Origin of the sequence: Raoultella sp. (genome assembly GCF_039594335.1) — a bacterium.
GTDB lineage: Bacteria > Pseudomonadota > Gammaproteobacteria > Enterobacterales > Enterobacteriaceae > Klebsiella.
Genome location: NZ_JBCNNS010000032.1, coordinates 25,676 through 41,364, shown reverse-complemented (window position 1 = coordinate 41,364; position 15,689 = coordinate 25,676). Strand labels below are relative to the sequence as shown.

17 protein-coding genes and 2 pseudogenes are annotated in these 15,689 nt (G+C 53.6%); 14 read left to right on the top strand and 5 right to left on the bottom strand.

Annotated elements, in window-relative coordinates:
- Window positions 1–254: 254 nt before the first annotated feature.
- The 5 genes from argT (at window position 255) to hisP (ending at window position 4,324) form a co-directional block, all read left to right on the top strand.
- A complete protein-coding gene (argT, locus tag ACZAHD_RS08120) occupies window positions 255–1,037 on the top strand; it encodes a lysine/arginine/ornithine ABC transporter substrate-binding protein ArgT (RefSeq protein ID WP_462456314.1) in 783 nt (260 codons plus the stop codon).
- 257 nt (window positions 1,038–1,294) lie between these two features.
- Window positions 1,295–2,077 (top strand): histidine ABC transporter substrate-binding protein HisJ, encoded by a 783-nt coding sequence (gene hisJ, locus ACZAHD_RS08115; protein WP_462456313.1) that lies wholly within the window; start codon window positions 1,295–1,297, stop codon window positions 2,075–2,077.
- A 66-nt stretch (window positions 2,078–2,143) separates the two neighbouring features.
- On the top strand, window positions 2,144–2,830 hold the full coding sequence (locus ACZAHD_RS08110) for a histidine ABC transporter permease HisQ (protein ID WP_462456315.1): 687 nt from the start codon (window positions 2,144–2,146) through the stop codon (window positions 2,828–2,830).
- Window positions 2,827–3,543, top strand: coding sequence for a histidine ABC transporter permease HisM (gene hisM / locus ACZAHD_RS08105; RefSeq protein ID WP_004865184.1), 717 nt, complete (start codon window positions 2,827–2,829; stop codon window positions 3,541–3,543). The genes ACZAHD_RS08110 and hisM overlap by 4 nt, the downstream gene beginning before the upstream one ends.
- Before the next feature lie 7 nt (window positions 3,544–3,550).
- On the top strand, window positions 3,551–4,324 hold the full coding sequence (gene hisP / locus ACZAHD_RS08100; protein ID WP_462456312.1) for a histidine ABC transporter ATP-binding protein HisP: 774 nt from the start codon (window positions 3,551–3,553) through the stop codon (window positions 4,322–4,324).
- 42 nt (window positions 4,325–4,366) lie between these two features.
- Here the strand turns inward: hisP and ACZAHD_RS08095 are convergent, their stop codons facing one another.
- The 4 genes and pseudogenes from ACZAHD_RS08095 to yfcG all read right to left on the bottom strand — a co-directional run bounded on the left by ACZAHD_RS08095 (window position 4,367) and on the right by yfcG (window position 6,955).
- The gene (locus tag ACZAHD_RS08095) at window positions 4,367–4,864 is read right to left on the bottom strand and encodes a GNAT family N-acetyltransferase (RefSeq protein WP_462456311.1); all 498 of its coding nucleotides are present in this window, start codon (window positions 4,862–4,864) and stop codon (window positions 4,367–4,369) included.
- 130 nt (window positions 4,865–4,994) lie between these two features.
- The gene (locus ACZAHD_RS08090) at window positions 4,995–5,888 is read right to left on the bottom strand and encodes a TIGR01777 family oxidoreductase (RefSeq protein WP_462456310.1); all 894 of its coding nucleotides are present in this window, start codon (window positions 5,886–5,888) and stop codon (window positions 4,995–4,997) included.
- 17 nt (window positions 5,889–5,905) lie between these two features.
- Window positions 5,906–6,268, bottom strand: coding sequence for a dihydroneopterin triphosphate 2'-epimerase (folX, locus tag ACZAHD_RS08085; protein WP_015583781.1), 363 nt, complete (start codon window positions 6,266–6,268; stop codon window positions 5,906–5,908).
- 31 nt (window positions 6,269–6,299) lie between these two features.
- Window positions 6,300–6,955 (bottom strand): annotated as a pseudogene (gene yfcG / locus ACZAHD_RS08080) (GSH-dependent disulfide bond oxidoreductase).
- Here yfcG and ACZAHD_RS08075 point away from each other — a divergent pair.
- The 4 genes and pseudogenes from ACZAHD_RS08075 to yfcD form a co-directional block, all read left to right on the top strand.
- Window positions 6,954–8,329: pseudogene (locus tag ACZAHD_RS08075) on the top strand (aldehyde dehydrogenase family protein); the annotation flags it as partial. The pseudogenes yfcG and ACZAHD_RS08075 overlap by 2 nt on opposite strands.
- Before the next feature lie 127 nt (window positions 8,330–8,456).
- On the top strand, window positions 8,457–9,101 hold the full coding sequence (gene yfcF, locus ACZAHD_RS08070; protein WP_462456309.1) for a glutathione transferase: 645 nt from the start codon (window positions 8,457–8,459) through the stop codon (window positions 9,099–9,101).
- 56 nt (window positions 9,102–9,157) lie between these two features.
- Entirely contained in the window at window positions 9,158–9,709 is a 552-nt protein-coding gene (yfcE, locus tag ACZAHD_RS08065) for a phosphodiesterase (RefSeq protein ID WP_462456308.1), read from the top strand.
- Window positions 9,710–9,766: 57 nt separating this feature from the next.
- Window positions 9,767–10,321, top strand: coding sequence for an NUDIX hydrolase YfcD (gene yfcD, locus ACZAHD_RS08060; protein ID WP_462456307.1), 555 nt, complete (start codon window positions 9,767–9,769; stop codon window positions 10,319–10,321).
- Window positions 10,322–10,324: 3 nt separating this feature from the next.
- Here the strand turns inward: yfcD and ACZAHD_RS08055 are convergent, their stop codons facing one another.
- Complete coding sequence (locus ACZAHD_RS08055; RefSeq protein WP_462456306.1) at window positions 10,325–11,344, bottom strand: LacI family DNA-binding transcriptional regulator; 1,020 nt, start codon at window positions 11,342–11,344, stop codon at window positions 10,325–10,327.
- Window positions 11,345–11,573: 229 nt separating this feature from the next.
- Between ACZAHD_RS08055 and ACZAHD_RS08050 the strand changes: the two genes are divergently transcribed.
- The 5 genes from ACZAHD_RS08050 to ACZAHD_RS08030 all read left to right on the top strand — a co-directional run bounded on the left by ACZAHD_RS08050 (window position 11,574) and on the right by ACZAHD_RS08030 (window position 15,557).
- Entirely contained in the window at window positions 11,574–12,017 is a 444-nt protein-coding gene (locus ACZAHD_RS08050) for a PTS sugar transporter subunit IIA (protein WP_462456305.1), read from the top strand.
- 80 nt (window positions 12,018–12,097) lie between these two features.
- Complete coding sequence (locus tag ACZAHD_RS08045) at window positions 12,098–12,370, top strand: PTS sugar transporter subunit IIB (protein WP_462456304.1); 273 nt, start codon at window positions 12,098–12,100, stop codon at window positions 12,368–12,370.
- 22 nt (window positions 12,371–12,392) lie between these two features.
- Window positions 12,393–13,784: a PTS ascorbate transporter subunit IIC gene (locus ACZAHD_RS08040; RefSeq protein WP_462456303.1), complete on the top strand. Its 1,392-nt coding sequence runs from the start codon at window positions 12,393–12,395 to the stop codon at window positions 13,782–13,784.
- Entirely contained in the window at window positions 13,781–14,611 is an 831-nt protein-coding gene (locus tag ACZAHD_RS08035) for a transketolase (protein WP_462456302.1), read from the top strand. The genes ACZAHD_RS08040 and ACZAHD_RS08035 overlap by 4 nt, the downstream gene beginning before the upstream one ends.
- Complete coding sequence (locus tag ACZAHD_RS08030; RefSeq protein WP_462456301.1) at window positions 14,604–15,557, top strand: transketolase family protein; 954 nt, start codon at window positions 14,604–14,606, stop codon at window positions 15,555–15,557. Before ACZAHD_RS08035 ends, ACZAHD_RS08030 begins: the two co-directional genes overlap by 8 nt.
- Window positions 15,558–15,689 lie beyond the last annotated feature (132 nt).

Sequence of the window (15,689 nt, the reverse complement as noted above, 5' to 3'; positions counted from 1 at the left end):
TCTCCGCAGTGCAATTTTGTCGCCTCGATCAAATCCTCGACATTTAATTTGTTTTTTTGCGTTTGGCCACTGCGGTTTGTCCGTCAATGCTGCTATCTTCCCTCTCAAGACAATCCTGCAACTTTATGTTAACAAATTTAACACTGTTTCCAGCACGTACTGAGAAGATGGCATAAAACCTGCAGGATGAGTCGGCTACACACATAACGAAACAACGCACCATATAACAACATCACGACACTTAAGGGTATTGTATGAAGAAGACGATCCTGGCCCTCTCTTTAATCATGGGAATCAGCAGTGCTTCCAGCGTTTTTGCCGCGCTTCCGCAAAGCATTCGCATCGGTACTGATCCCACCTACGCGCCTTTCTCCTCGAAGGACGCGAAAGGGGATTTCGTTGGTTTTGATATTGATTTGGGCAACGAGTTGTGTTCGCGTATCAAAGTAAAATGTACCTGGGTGGGGAGTGACTTTGATTCATTGATTCCCTCGCTGAAGGCGAAGAAAATTGACGCTATTATCTCTTCCTTATCGATTACTGAAAAACGTCAGCAGGAGATTGCCTTCTCTGACAAGCTGTATGCCGCTGACTCCCGTCTGATTGCGCCAAAAGGCTCTTCTATCCAGCCGACGCTGGAATCCCTGAAGGGCAAACATGTCGGGGTACTGCAAGGGTCAACTCAGGAATCGTACGGCAATGATCGCTGGCGTGGTCATGGCGTGGATGTCATTGCCTACCAGAACCAGGATCTGATCTATTCCGACCTTGCTGCCGGCCGACTTGACGCTGCTCTGCAGGATGAAGTCGCCGCCAGCGAAGGTTTCCTCAAACAACCTGCTGGTAAAGATTTCGCCTTTGCCGGCCCCTCTGTTAAAGATAAAAAATACTTCGGCGATGGTACCGGCATTGGCCTGCGTAAAACCGATGGCGAGCTGAAAGCCGCTTTCGACAAAGCGTTCGCTGAGATGCGTAAAGACGGGACCTACGACAAAATGGCGAAGAAATACTTCGACTTTAACATCTACGGTGACTAAGCACGCCGCTGGCCCGGGAAACCGGGCCTGATAGATTCCGCACGCCCTTTATTGCACTATATTGGTGCAAAACCACCTGTTGTGTCCTGATTTGGTGCATAAAAGGCGATTTAATTGGGCGCTTAATGCATAGTTAAGCGTTTATGGTGCGAAATAATTAGCTTCCCGGCGCAGAATGCTTTGCCTTACCGGGGCGAATAATGGCACGATAACTGCTGTAATAAACTCGTTAGAATGACAGTCTGTTGAGGATAGTTATGAAAAAACTGGCGTTGTCTCTTTCTTTAGCGCTGGCCCTTTCCAGTGTTAGCACGGTATTCGCAGCCATTCCGCAAAAACTACGTATCGGCACCGATCCAACTTATGCCCCGTTCGAATCGAAAAATGCCCAGGGTCAGTTGATTGGTTTTGACATTGATTTGGCAAAAGAGTTGTGTAAGCGTATCAATACGCAATGTACCTTCGTTGAAAACCCGCTGGATGCGCTGATCCCCTCTTTAAAAGCGAAGAAAATCGATGCGATTATGTCTTCGTTATCCATTACCGAAAAACGTCAGCAGGAAATTGCTTTCACCGACAAACTTTACGCTGCGGATTCCCGTCTGGTCGTGAAAAAAGGCAGTGATATCACGCCGGATCTCGCCAGACTGAAAGGCAAGCGTGTCGGTGTGCTTCAGGGGACAACCCAGGAGACCTACGGTAATGAGCACTGGGCACCGAAAGGCATTGAAATTGTCTCCTATCAAGGCCAGGACAATATCTATGCTGACCTGACCGCCGGGCGTATCGACGCGGCGTTCCAGGATGAAGTGGCCGCGAGCGAAGGCTTCCTCAAGCAGCCTGTTGGCAAAGATTACCAGTTTGGCGGTCCGTCGATTAAGGATGAAAAACTGTTTGGCGTCGGCACCGGCATGGGCCTGCGTAAAGAGGACAACGAGCTGCGCGAGGCGTTAAATAAAGCCTTCGCGGATATGCGCAAAGATGGCACCTACGACAAGCTGGCAAAAAAATATTTCGATTTTAACGTGTACGGTGACTAAGCATCATACGTACCCCATCGCGCGCATGTTGGCGCGTGATGGTCGATGACAGACAGGGCAGACAGCATGCTGTACGGGTTTTCACATGTTATTTTACAGGGCGCTCTCGTCACACTGGAGCTGGCTCTTAGTTCGGTCGTGCTGGCGGTCCTCATTGGTCTGGCGGGTGCCGGAGCAAAGTTATCGAGCAATCGACCGCTGGCGCTGGTATTTGAAGGCTACACCACGTTAATTCGTGGTGTTCCCGATTTGGTGCTGATGCTGCTGATTTTCTACGGTCTGCAGATTGCGCTGAATATCCTCACCGATGCACTGGGATTATCACAATTTGATATCGACCCGATGATCGCGGGGATTATTACGTTGGGCTTTATCTACGGCGCCTATTTTACTGAAACCTTCCGCGGCGCTTTCATGGCGGTTCCGAAAGGACATATCGAAGCGGCGACCGCTTTTGGTTTCAGCAACGGGCAGACCTTCCGGCGGATCCTCTTTCCGGCAATGATGCGCTATGCATTACCGGGAATTGGCAACAACTGGCAGGTTATCCTCAAGGCAACGGCGCTGGTCTCTCTGCTGGGACTGGAAGATGTAGTCAAAGCCACTCAGTTGGCAGGAAAAAGTACCTGGCAGCCATTCTATTTTGCGATCGTCTGCGGTCTGGTTTATCTCGTGTTTACCACCGTTTCCAATGGTGTACTGCTGCTGCTTGAACGCCGTTATTCCGTGGGCGTGAAGAGGGCTGACCTGTGATTGAGATTATTCAGGAGTACTGGAAATCCCTGCTGTGGACCGACGGCTATCGCTTTACCGGGGTGGCTATCACGCTGTGGCTGCTGATCTCCTCCGTGGTGATGGGCGGTATACTGGCGGTATTTCTCGCTATCGGGCGTGTCTCTTCTAATAAATATATTCAGTTTCCGATCTGGCTGTTTACCTATGTGTTCCGCGGTACGCCGCTGTACGTGCAGCTGCTGGTGTTTTACTCCGGGATGTATACCCTGGAAATCGTTAAAGGCACCGAGCTACTGAACGCCTTTTTCCGCAGCGGACTCAACTGTACGGTGCTGGCATTAACGTTGAATACCTGCGCCTATACCACGGAGATTTTTGCCGGGGCAATCCGTTCCGTTCCTCCTGGGGAAATTGAAGCGGCGCGGGCCTATGGTTTCTCATCGGTCAAAATGTATCGCTGCATTATTTTGCCGTCTGCGCTGCGTATCGCGCTGCCAGCGTACAGCAACGAAGTGATTCTGATGCTGCATTCCACCGCGCTGGCCTTTACCGCCACCGTGCCGGATCTCCTGAAAATCGCCAGAGATATTAACTCGGCGACCTATCAGCCGTTTACCGCTTTCGGGATTGCTGCGGTGCTCTATTTAATTATTTCGTATGTGCTGATTAGCTTGTTCCGCAAAGCGGAAAAGCGTTGGTTGCAGCATATAAAACCTTCTTCGACGCATTGAGACCGCCATGTCCGACAATAAATTAAATGTTATCGATCTCCATAAACGTTACGGCGAGCATGAGGTGCTGAAAGGCGTCTCGTTACGAGCGCAAGCCGGGGACGTTATCAGCATTATCGGTTCATCGGGTTCCGGTAAAAGTACCTTTTTGCGCTGCATTAACTTCCTGGAAAAACCCAGCGAAGGCACGATAGTGGTTAACGGACAGAATATTGGGCTGGTTCGCGACAAAGACGGCCAGTTGAAGGTCGCAAATAAAAACCAACTGCGTCTGCTGCGTACGCGCCTGACGATGGTGTTCCAGCATTTCAACCTGTGGAGCCATATGACGGTGCTGGAAAACGTTATGGAGGCGCCGATTCAGGTTCTCGGGATGAGCAAACAGGAAGCGCGCGAGCGGGCGGTGAAATATCTGGCGAAAGTGGGTATCGACGAGCGCCAGCAGATCAAATACCCGGTGCATCTCTCCGGCGGTCAGCAGCAGCGCGTCTCTATTGCGCGTGCGCTGGCGATGGAGCCCGATGTGCTGCTGTTTGATGAACCGACTTCAGCGCTTGACCCTGAACTGGTAGGGGAAGTCCTGCGTATCATGCAGAAGCTGGCGGAAGAGGGGAAAACCATGGTGGTGGTGACCCATGAAATGGGCTTTGCGCGCCATGTTTCTTCGCACGTCATTTTCCTGCATCAGGGCAAGATTGAAGAAGAAGGTCATCCGGATGAGCTGTTCGGCAATCCGAAAAGCCCACGCCTGCAGCAGTTCCTGAAAGGTTCCTTGAAATAAGTTTTGCCGTCTCTCCCGGCGATATGGCTCGCCGGGAGCAGATTACCGCTCCAGTCGATATACCCAGTCATCGTAATCGACGCCGTTCAGGTGGTAGGCTTTTTCCAGCACCTGAATCCGCACAAAACCGTGTTTTTCCAACAGACGAGCCGACCCGATGTTGTCACCCAGTACCCAGGCGTTAATGGCATTGACGCCGAGTTGGCTAAAGCCATAATCACATATCGCCCGCAGCGCTTCACTGGCATACCCCTGACCCTGTGTCTCCGGAATGAGGGCATACCCGACATCGGCTTCGTGCGGGTTTTTACTACTGATGTGCAGACCCATATCACCGATGGCCTTACCCTGTTTATCGCGCAGGACAAATACGCCGGGGTCGGCGCAGCGTGCAGTAAACAGGGTGCGCAGTGCCGGTTCATCGAGCATTTCGCCCATAAAGCGCATCACCTCGCGATCGCGACGCAGGCGGAGGAAAAAAGGCCAGTCGGCTTCCGTAAACGGAGCAAGCAGGAGTCGGGGGGTCGTTAAGGTCATCATTAGCAGGTTGTTCGGTGGATCGTCAGCTCACCTTAACATCAGAAGCTAGCGGATAATATGATCTTATACCGAGGACCATCAGGCGCTCCCGGGAGGCCGGCAACGCTCCCGGGGTGAAAATGCACTGTGTTTACCCGACGATATTTTTTAGCGCTTCTTCCAGATCGTACCAGCGGAAGCCAAAACCGGCATCCTCCAGGCGCCGGGGCAGCGCCCGCTGCCCGCCGAGCACCAGTACCGATGACTCTCCCATCAGCAGGCGAATAGCCGTGGCCGGTACGCGGAAAATTGCCGGGCGATTCAGGACATGCCCGAGAGAATGGGCAAACTGTTCATTGCGAACCGGATAAGGGGAAACCATATTGAAAGGCCCGCTGAGATCGTTATCCAGCAACCACAGAATGCCGTTAACCATATCGTCGATATGAATCCAGGCCAGATACTGCCTGCCGTGACCAATAGGGCCGCCGAGACCAAGCCTGAAGAGCGGCATCATTTTGGCCAGGATCCCGCCCGCCGGCGCCAGCACCACCCCGGTGCGCAGCAGGCAGACGCGGGTGCGATCGCTTTGCGCCTCGCAGGCCAGCTGTTCCCAGCGGGCGCAGAGTTTGTGAGTGAATTCATTGTGCGGCGGCTCATCCTCGGTCACCACAACTTCCCCAAGATCGCCGTAAAAGCCTACGGCAGAACCGCTGATCAGCACGGCAGGTGGCGTATCGCTGGCGTTGAACAGGTTGACCAGCTTTTGAGTGATATCCCAGCGGCTATGACACAGGCGCTGCTTTTGCTCTGCCGTCCAGCGCTTGTCGGCGATAGGTTCGCCCGCCAGGTTGATGACGGCATCAATATCATTGAGGTGATGATGACCTTCGAAGCCGCGCCACAAGGTGACGCGGGCATCCAGTCGGGATTGCGCTTTTTCCGGGCTGCGCGTTGATACCGTTACGTGATGCCCAAGCTCCAGCAGCCGGGGGATCAGATGCCGGCCAATTAGACCGGTACCGCCAGTAAGCAGAATCCTCATAGCGCCTCCCAAGAAGCTTAGCGCCGCCAGCTCATGGTCATTGAGACGGAGTCGGCGTAGCGCAGTGCATAAAGTTTATCGATCTCAACTTCAGCATATGTGACCCAGTGATGTTCGCATGCGATATCGAGCACATCCTGAGTTAATTTTTCCAGCAGCGAGAAGCGGTTATTCTCAATATGGCTGATGATACGCTTGGTAATCGTGCGGTAATTCAGCGCATCGTTAATATCTTCACTGTTGCGTGAGCGCTCCGCCGGGTAGTGAATCGCAACATTGACCACCACATCCTGGCGGTTAGCGATTTCTTCTTCTTTGATTCCGATAAAAGTACGTAAGCGTAGATTCTTTATGCGAATAATGGCGTCTGGCTGAGACATGCAAGCTTCCTCCGTGTTGTCATTTCCGCAATCATACATGAAAGCAAGCCATGCGAGCAGGGGGGGATTCGTGTTGTATTTTTATCAGCGTCTGAACGGTGGCCGGGCGCTGACGAATGCGTTCAAACCAGTTATGAATCGCCGGAAAATACGCAAGATCAATACGCTGGCGAGAGTGGGCGCGAATCCACGGACAGCAGGCAATGTCGGCAATACTGTAATATTTGCCACCCAGCCATGGACTGACCTCCAGGCGACGGTTCAGTACGCTGTACAACCGCTGGGTCTCGACCTGATAACGCTCTATGACATAGGGCACTGCCTGCGGCGCACTATGAGTGAAATGGTGATTCTGCCCCAGCATAGGGCCTGATCCGCTGACTTGCCATAACAGCCATTGTAGCGTGGTATGGCGCTGCTGCACTCGCTACTGAGCAGTTTTCCTCATTTTCCGCCAGATAGCGCAGGATTTCCCCGGATTCAAACAGGCCGAGCGGCGCTCCGCCGTCGACGGGGATGTGATCGACGATGACGGGAATTTTATTATTTGGCGAGAGCGCGAGAAACTGCGAGCGAAACTGTTCGCCTTTAGTAATATCGACCCGGATCAGACGGTAGGCCAACTGCGCCTCTTCGAGAAAGAGAATGATTTTTTGGCCGTTAGGGGGCGTAGTAAAGGTCGATTATGCTGCGCATCGATAAAATTCATATCAACGGTGAATTTGTCACCCCGCACGGCAGCGAAACCTTTGCGCTGTTCAACCCGGCAACGGAAGAGGTGATTGGTCTGGCACGGCTGTCGGATGAAGAGGATGCCCGGCGCGCGATTGCCGCAGCAAAAGCAGCCTTTCCTTCCTGGTCACGGACGACGCAACAGCAGCGTCTGGATGTTCTTGAGCGGATGTACCAGGCCGTCCAGGCAAGAGAGGAGGATTTACGCGAGGCGATTGTGACCGAATATGACGCCCCGGCTTCGCGCTCGCAATGGATGGCGGCATGGCCAGCGCAAACCATTAAACAGACGATGGAGACGATGGCGAGCTTCGAATTTGTTGAACCGGCAGGGCGTGCGCAGGTTGTGATGACGCCGGTCGGCGTGGCGGGGTTGATTACGCCGTGGAACAGCGATGCCGGTTTTATCTGTAGCAAGCTGGCGACGGCAATGGCGGCAGGCTGTACGGTGGTGATTAAACCCAGAGAGATGAGCGCCTGGCAGACGCAGATCGTCACCGAAGCGCTGCACGCGGCGCGGATCCCCGCCGGGGTCGTTAACATAGTGACCGGATGGGGCGAAGTGGTCGGGGATATTATTAATCATCACCCCGATATTGCTAAAATTTCTTTCACCGGTTCTACCGCTGTAGGGAAATATATTATCGTCCGCGGTGCGCAAACGCTGAAACGCGTCACGCTGGACTTGGCGGTAAATCACCGACCCTCATTCTGGATGAGGCCGATGTGCAGCAGGCGGTTTCGCTGGCGCTGGCGGCCGGGTTTATGAATAGCGGCCAGGCCTGCATCGCCGGGACGCGAATTCTGGTGCCCGCCGGGCGTCTGGCGGAGTTTGAATAGGCTATTGTGCATGCGATGGCGGACTATATCTCCGGCGACCCGCGTGACGCGCAGACGACGATTGGCCCGATGGTCAGCCGGAAACAGTGGCAACGGGTGCAGGATTATATTCGCCTGGGGCAGCAGGAGGGGGCAAGATTGCTTATCGGCGGTGAAGGGCGGCCGCCGGGAATGGAAAAAGGCTGGTGTGTGAAACCGACCGTATTCAGCGATGTCCACAACCAGATGCGTATTGCGCGAGAAGAGATCTTTGGGCCGGTGCTGGTACTGATTTCCTGGCAGGGTCAGGCGCAAGCCATCGCGATTGCCAACGATACGACCTATGGCCTGAGCGCCCTGGTATTAAGCGGCGATCGGCAGCGTGCTCAGGAGGTTGCGCTGGCGATAGAGTCCGGGCGTGTGCTGGTCAATACCCTTGAACATGAACCGCAGGCGCCGTTCGGTGGTTTCAAGCAATCCGGCCTGGGACGTATGGGGAATGCAGGCTTATCCGGAGTCGAAAACGATGATCATCGGCCAGACGTCAGGGGATGCAAAATCCTCATGGTGCGGAAAGTGACATCCCTTAAAAGACAGGATATGTTGATTTATCGCCCCATAATTTATTGAGGATGCCATGAGCCAGCCTGCCATTACCCTGTGGTCCGATTCGAGTTTTTTCTCGCCGTACGTGATGTCCGTCTACGTTGCCCTGCAGGAAAAAAGCCTGCCATTTGTTCTCAAAACCATCGATCTCGATAGCGGTGAAAATCAGCAGCCTGGCTGGAAAGGCTACACCGTGACCCGTCGCGTGCCGTTGTTGGAAGTGGGGGATTTCGTGCTTAGTGAGTCATCCGCGATTAGCGAGTATCTTGATGAACGTTTCGCACCGCCGGAGTGGGAGCGGCTTTATCCCCACGATCTGCAAAAGCGGGCCCGGGCGCGGCAGGTGCAAGCCTGGCTGCGCAGCGATCTGATGCCCATTCGCGAGGAGCGATCCACCGACGTGGTGTTTGCAGGGCAAAAGAAACCGGAACTTAGCGCCGCGGGCCGCAAAAGCGCGGAAAAATTGTTCGAAACCGCTTCTGAGTTGTTGGCCTACGGCGGTAGTAATCTGTTCGGTGAATGGTCGATTGCCGATACGGACCTCGCCCTGATGATCAACCGGCTGGTGCTCAATGGCGATGCGGTCCCGGAGCCGTTGGTGGACTATGCGACCTTCCAGTGGCAGCGGGCGTCGGTTCAGCGTTTTCTCGCACTGTCAGCCAAACGCGCGAGCTGATTCGCAGCAGCGGTTCCGCTATCATAGGTGCATCGAAATGCGTGGAGACGGAAGAAATGAAGCTGATGTTTGCATCGGATATTCATGGTTCCCTGCCCGCTACTGAACGCGTTCTGGAACGGTTCGCGCAAAGTGGGGCGCAGTGGCTGATTATTCTTGGTGATGTGCTGAACCATGGGCCGCGAAATGCGTTACCTGAAGGCTATGCGCCCGCGGAGGTGGCCGTGAAGCTCAACGGTGTCGCGCAACGCGTGATTGCCGTTCGCGGCAACTGCGACAGTGAAGTCGATCAGATGCTGTTGGATTTCCCCATCACTGCGCCCTGGCAGCAGGTACTGAGCGAACGCACCCGCCTGTTTCTGACCCACGGGCATCTGTTCAGCCCCGAAAAAATGCCGCCTCTCGCCGCTGGCGATGTGCTGGTTTATGGTCATACTCATATTCCGGTGGCGGAGAAGCGCGGCGATATTTTTTTCTTCAATCCCGGCTCGGTCAGTATTCCCAAAGGGGGATTTTCCGCCAGCTATGGCCTCCTGGAAGGGGACCGACTACAGGTTTTGGCACTTGATGATCACCAGGTTATTGCAGAGGTTGCAATTAACCCGTAATTTACCCCCAACCGTAAAGACGCGCCGCGAGAGCGCTTTCAAAAGTAAGGTTTCCTGATGGCGGAACAGAACGATTTGGCAAGCACAGAATGGGTAGACATTGTTAATGAAAACAATGAGGTGATAGCGCAGTCCAGCCGCGAGCAAATGCGCGCGCAGTGCCTGCGTCATCGGGCAACCTATATTGTTGTTCATGATGGGATGGGCAAAATCCTGGTGCAACGTCGTACCGAGACGAAAGATTTCCAGCCGGGCATGCTGGATGCCACCGCCGGCGGTGTGGTGCAGGCCGATGAGCAACTGCTGGATTCGGCTCGCCGGGAAGCGGAGGAAGAGCTGGGGATTGCCGGCGTGCCGTTCGCCGATCATGGTCAATTCTATTACGAAGATAAGCATTGTCGCGTCTGGGGGAGCCTGTTTAGCTGCGTGTCGCACGGTCCTTTTGCCTTGCAGGAAGAGGAAGTGAGCGACGTGTGCTGGCTGACGCCGGAAGAGATTACCGCTCGCTGCGATGAATTCACCCCGGATTCATTAAAAGCGCTGGCGCTGTGGATGACCCGCAACGCCAATAATGACCAGGTAAAAACAGAAAAATCGGAAGACGCTGAATAGCTTTTAGCAGCTATCCCGCAGACATAAACTGGAGACGATCGCTTTTCGATCGCTCCAGTTTCCATCATTAAGCCGTTCAAGCAGTGCCCGCCCGGCCTCAAGGCCTATCTTATGATGCGGTACCGTCATGGTGGTTAATGGCGGCTGACATACCCGGCTCACATCGCTGTTACCAAACCCGACAACGGCCAGATCATCTGGCACTTTGATCCGTCGGCGCTGGCATTCATACAGCACCCCGCAGGCCAGTTCATCTGAAACACAGACCAGGGCGTCCAGTTCCGGCCACGCCAGTAAAAACTCCGGTAGCTGGGAGGCTCCGGTGGAGAAATTTGGCGGCAGGGCGGCGTTTATCACCCTGTTGGGGGACAGATGATGGCGCAGCATCGCTTTGTACCACCCTTGCAGGTGCTGCTGAAAAATCCATTGCTCCTGGTTGGCACACAGCAGGCCGATATTCTGATAGCCGCGCTTAATGACCATTTCAGTGAGTTCAAACATGGCGGCAACATTATCGATGCCGATATTCATATCTATCGGGTCGGTGCGCATCGCTCCCATTTCCATGACGGGAATCGAGGCGTTCTTCAGCCAGTGGCGTACAGTATCGCTGTGCTCGACGCTCAGCAGAATCGCCGCGGCGATATTGGAGGCTAACAGCGTTTCCAGCAGCTTTTCTTCCTGCTCCAGACGGTGCTGCGATTCTGCGAGCATAATCTGGTATCCGGCTGGCTGTAGCACCTGCTGCAGGCCGGCGAACATGGCCGAACATCCCGCCTCGGCAAGATTAGGCACCACCATCGCGATGGTCCAGGACGAAGCGGATGCCAGCGCACTGGCGGCAAGATTGGGCATATATCCCAGCTCCTGCACTGCGGCTTCGATTTTTTCACGCAGTTTATCGGAAACCTGTTCAGGGGTGCGTAATGCGCGTGAAACGGTCATGGTGCCCACGCCGGCAAGCTGGGCAACGTCGGCGAGAGTCACTTTACCAGTACTACGCCGTTTTCGGGTTAGAGACATACGAATTCCTGCAGACCAGATGCTTTTACCATCACTTCACCTCTCACGGAGTATACGCCTTAAATCCCTTCTTTTGCTGTGTTTTCATCGGCAAAACCTGAATTGATAGCGCTATCACAATTTTGAATGTTACCTGATGGTAGCGCTATCTTTGTGACGATTATCCCAGTTAACCGCGGACAGCTTGAATAAAGTTTGCTCATCGCCGGTTGACGGATAAGGGGGCAAGGTGCTGGAAAAATGGATCTCAGATGCAACCATAACGTTGCAGAAAAACGTAAGCGACTGGCAGCAGGCTCTGCAACTTTGTGCCAGACCGCTGTTGGCGGCGGGGGTTATCGGCCCTGAATATATCACCGCCATCGTCGAGCAACATGCAAAGCTGGGGCCGTATTATGTCCTGGCTCCTGGCCTGGCAATGCCGCATGCCCGCCCCGAAGAGGGGGCAAAAGGTTTGGGGCTGTCTCTGCTGAAGCTGGAAGAAGGTATCGCGTTTGGCGCTGAAGAGTTTGATCCGGTGGATGTTATCGTTATGCTCGCCGCTGCCGATAAGCATAGCCATATTGAGATGATTTCTGCCCTCGCGGAATTATTTTCCAGTGAGGAAGATATGGAGGAATTACATCAGGCGACAACCCTGGAGGATATTAAAAAAATAATCGCACGTTTCTGATTTAATTTTATAACCTGATTTCACCGCACATTACTCGCGAGCGTAATGCGGGCGTACTCTACTTAAAAAAGGTGATAGTAATGAAAATCATGGCAATTTGTGGCTCTGGACTAGGTAGTAGTTTTATGGTCGAAATGAATATTAAGAAAGTATTGAAAAAACTCAATATTGAGGCCGAAGTTGAGCATGCCGATCTTTCATCGGCGACGCCCGGGGCAGCGGATCTGTTTGTGATGGCTAAAGATATCGCCACCAGTGCCAGCGTGCCGGAAAGCCAACTGGTGGTGATTAAAAACATTATCGATATTAATGAACTCGAAGCGCAGTTGCGCGCATGGTTCGACAAACAATAACCTTATTTTAAGCGAGGCGGATATGTTTATCCTTGAGACGCTGAATTTTGTTGTTGATATTCTCAAAGTCCCTTCAGTACTGGTCGGGTTAATTGCCATGATCGGTCTCATCGCACAGAGAAAGTCTTTTTCTGACGTTGCGAAAGGAACCATCAAAACTATTCTCGGGTTTATTGTATTGGGCGGTGGGGCGACAGTGCTGGTGGGCTCGCTAAACCCATTAGGGGGGATGTTTGAACATGCGTTTAATATCCAGGGGATTATTCCAAATAATGAAGCAATAGTCTCCATCGCGCTGGAGAAATACGGGGCATCGACGGCGCTCATCATGGCTTTTGGCATGGTGGCAAATATTATTGTTGCCCGTTTTACGCGTCTGAAATATATCTTTCTGACCGGGCATCACACCTTCTATATGGCCTGCATGATTGGCGTGATCCTGACCGTGGCTGGCTTTGATGGTATCGGTCTGGTGTTCACCGGTTCGCTGATTTTAGGCCTGGTGATGGCTTTTTTCCCGGCGCTGGCCCAGCGCTATATGAAACGGATTACTGGTACCGACGATATCGCGTTTGGCCACTTCGGAACCCTGGGATATGTTCTTTCCGGCTGGATTGGCAGCGTGTGCGGAAAAGGCTCTCGTTCTACCGAAGAGATGAACCTGCCGAAGAATTTAAGTTTTCTGCGCGACAGTTCTATCTCTATCTCCCTGACCATGATGATTATCTATCTGATTATGGCGGTGAGCGCCGGGCGGGAGTATGTCGAAAGTACCTTCAGCGGCGGTCAGAACTATCTGGTGTACGCCATCATTATGGCTATCACTTTTGCCGCAGGCGTGTTCATCATTCTGCAGGGGGTGCGGCTTATCCTGGCGGAAATCGTTCCGGCTTTCACCGGCTTCTCGGAAAAACTGGTACCGAATGCCCGTCCTGCGCTGGATTGCCCGGTCGTCTATCCCTATGCGCCTAACGCAGTGCTGATAGGCTTTCTGTTCAGCTTCCTGGGGGGACTGGTGGGACTGTTCCTGCTGGGACAGATGAAACTGGTGCTGATCCTGCCTGGCGTGGTGCCGCACTTCTTTACCGGCGCGACCGCCGGGGTGTTTGGCAATGCAACCGGCGGACGGCGCGGGGCAATGATTGGCGCCTTCGCCAATGGCCTGCTGATTACTTTCCTGCCTGTTCTGCTACTGCCGGTATTGGGTGCAATCGGTTTTGCCAATACGACCTTTTCGGATGCTGACTTTGGTGCTATCGGCATCGTGCTAGGTAATCTCGCACGCTATCTTTCGCCTTTTGCCATTACTGGACTCGTCGTCGTGTTGTTCGCACTACTGGTGGCATACAACATGCTGGCTAAAAGCAAATCTGCGCGTGGTAACACGCAGGAAAATACCGGAGCGAAACCATGAATGTGAATGAAGTGACTCACCTGGCGCGTGATATCCGTGTGACCACTCTGAAAATGCTGACGCAGCTTGGCTTTGGTCACTACGGCGGCAGTATGTCAGTGGTGGAGACGCTTGCCGTGCTGTATGGCGCGGTGATGAAGATTGATCCTGCGGACCCCGACTGGCCTGAGCGTGACTACTTTGTGCTGTCAAAAGGTCATGCCGGTCCGGCACTGTATAGCACCTTAGCCATCAAGGGTTACTTCCCGATTGATGAGCTCAGGACCTTAAACCATAATGGCACCCGCCTGCCCAGCCATCCTGATCGTCTGAAGACCCGCGGCGTGGATGCCACTACCGGTTCACTGGGGCAGGGGATCTCCATTGCCGGAGGGATGGCGCTATCACATAAGCTGGCGGGGCGTGCTAACCGAGTGTTTTGTATCGTCGGTGATGGTGAACTCAATGAAGGTCAGTGCTGGGAGGCATTCCAGTTTATTGCCCATCATCGTTTAAACAACCTGACGATATTTGTCGACTGGAATAAACAGCAGCTTGACGGCGAACTGGATGAAATTATCTGCGCCTTTGATCTGGAAGGTAAATTCCGCGCTTTTGGCTTTGACGTGGTAACCGTAAAAGGGGACGACATTCCGCGACTGCTTGAAACGGTCTTGCCTCGACCGGCAGCAGATGCCCGTCCGCGAGTGGTAATCCTCGACAGTATTAAAGGGCAGGGCGTGCCGTATCTGGAGCAGCTCAGCAATTCCCACCACCTGCGCCTGACGGGCGAAATGAAAGTGGCGCTCAACGAGATGATTCGCCAACTGGAGGCTGAGCATGATTAAGGTTGCACCCGCAGGACAAAAAGATGCCGTAGAAATGCGTAAGATCTACGCCAGCTTCGTCTCACAGCAGGTAGAGAAGGGGACGCCGATTATTGCCCTTGAAGCGGACCTGATGAGTTCTATGGCAATGGACAGCGTCGCGAAGAAGTACCCACAGCATGTCATCAACTGCGGCATTATGGAGGCCAATGTCATTGGCACTGCTGCGGGGCTGTCGCTGACCGGACGTAAGCCGTTTGTGCATACCTTTACCGCTTTCGCCAGCCGTCGCTGTTTCGATCAGCTGTTTATGTCGCTGGATTATCAGCGTAACAACGTCAAGGTCATCGCCTCGGATGCCGGAGTCACCGCCTGCCATAACGGTGGTACCCATATGTCATTTGAAGATATGGGGATTGTCCGCGGATTAGCGCATTCGGTGGTGCTGGAGGTGACCGATGCGACGATGTTTGAGGATATTCTGCGTCAGTTGATCGATCTCGAGGGGTTCTACTGGGTACGCACTATCCGCAAGCAGGCGCCGGGCGTCTATGCGCCGGGTTCGACCTTCACCATCGGCAAGGGAAATGTACTGCGCGAAGGTGATGATATTACGCTAATTGCGAACGGTATCATGGTGGTCGAGGCGCTGGAGGCGGCACGTCAGCTTGAACAGGAGGGGGTCAGCGCGGCGGTTATCGATATGTTTACCCTGAAGCCCATTGACCGCATGCTGGTAAAAAATTATGCCGATAAAACCGGACGTATTGTGACCTGTGAAAACCACAGTATCCACAATGGCCTGGGATCGGCGGTGGCGGAGGTGCTGGTAGAAACTTGTCCGGTAGCGATGCGCCGGGTCGGCGTGAAGGAGCGCTATGGTCAGGTGGGGACGCAGGACTACCTGCAGAAAGAGTACGGTTTGACGGCGCACGACATCGTGTCTACGGCCCGTGAGCTGCTGTAATCAAAAAGCGACCGCTTGTCAGGGGCGCCTTTTTGGCCGGATGGCGCTTCGCTTATCCGGCCCACCAGGCTCAGATATCGATTCGGCTTGGCAGTCGACCAAAAGAAAAAGGCAGCCATCGTGCTGCCTTTT

Excerpts from the sequence above, each read along its gene's own strand:
- argT (WP_462456314.1), top strand. The coding sequence starts at position 255 with ATGAAGAAGACGATCCTGGCCCTCTCTTTAATCATGGGAATCAGCAGT.
- hisJ (WP_462456313.1), top strand. The coding sequence starts at position 1,295 with ATGAAAAAACTGGCGTTGTCTCTTTCTTTAGCGCTGGCCCTTTCCAGT.
- ACZAHD_RS08110 (WP_462456315.1), top strand. The coding sequence starts at position 2,144 with ATGCTGTACGGGTTTTCACATGTTATTTTACAGGGCGCTCTCGTCACA.
- hisP (WP_462456312.1), top strand. The coding sequence starts at position 3,551 with ATGTCCGACAATAAATTAAATGTTATCGATCTCCATAAACGTTACGGC.
- ACZAHD_RS08095 (WP_462456311.1), bottom strand. The coding sequence starts at position 4,864 with ATGATGACCTTAACGACCCCCCGACTCCTGCTTGCTCCGTTTACGGAA.
- ACZAHD_RS08090 (WP_462456310.1), bottom strand. The coding sequence starts at position 5,888 with ATGAGGATTCTGCTTACTGGCGGTACCGGTCTAATTGGCCGGCATCTG.
- folX (WP_015583781.1), bottom strand. The coding sequence starts at position 6,268 with ATGTCTCAGCCAGACGCCATTATTCGCATAAAGAATCTACGCTTACGT.
- yfcF (WP_462456309.1), top strand. The coding sequence starts at position 8,457 with ATGAGCCAGCCTGCCATTACCCTGTGGTCCGATTCGAGTTTTTTCTCG.
- yfcE (WP_462456308.1), top strand. The coding sequence starts at position 9,158 with ATGAAGCTGATGTTTGCATCGGATATTCATGGTTCCCTGCCCGCTACT.
- yfcD (WP_462456307.1), top strand. The coding sequence starts at position 9,767 with ATGGCGGAACAGAACGATTTGGCAAGCACAGAATGGGTAGACATTGTT.
- ACZAHD_RS08055 (WP_462456306.1), bottom strand. The coding sequence starts at position 11,344 with ATGTCTCTAACCCGAAAACGGCGTAGTACTGGTAAAGTGACTCTCGCC.
- ACZAHD_RS08045 (WP_462456304.1), top strand. The coding sequence starts at position 12,098 with ATGAAAATCATGGCAATTTGTGGCTCTGGACTAGGTAGTAGTTTTATG.
- ACZAHD_RS08040 (WP_462456303.1), top strand. The coding sequence starts at position 12,393 with ATGTTTATCCTTGAGACGCTGAATTTTGTTGTTGATATTCTCAAAGTC.
- ACZAHD_RS08035 (WP_462456302.1), top strand. The coding sequence starts at position 13,781 with ATGAATGTGAATGAAGTGACTCACCTGGCGCGTGATATCCGTGTGACC.
- ACZAHD_RS08030 (WP_462456301.1), top strand. The coding sequence starts at position 14,604 with ATGATTAAGGTTGCACCCGCAGGACAAAAAGATGCCGTAGAAATGCGT.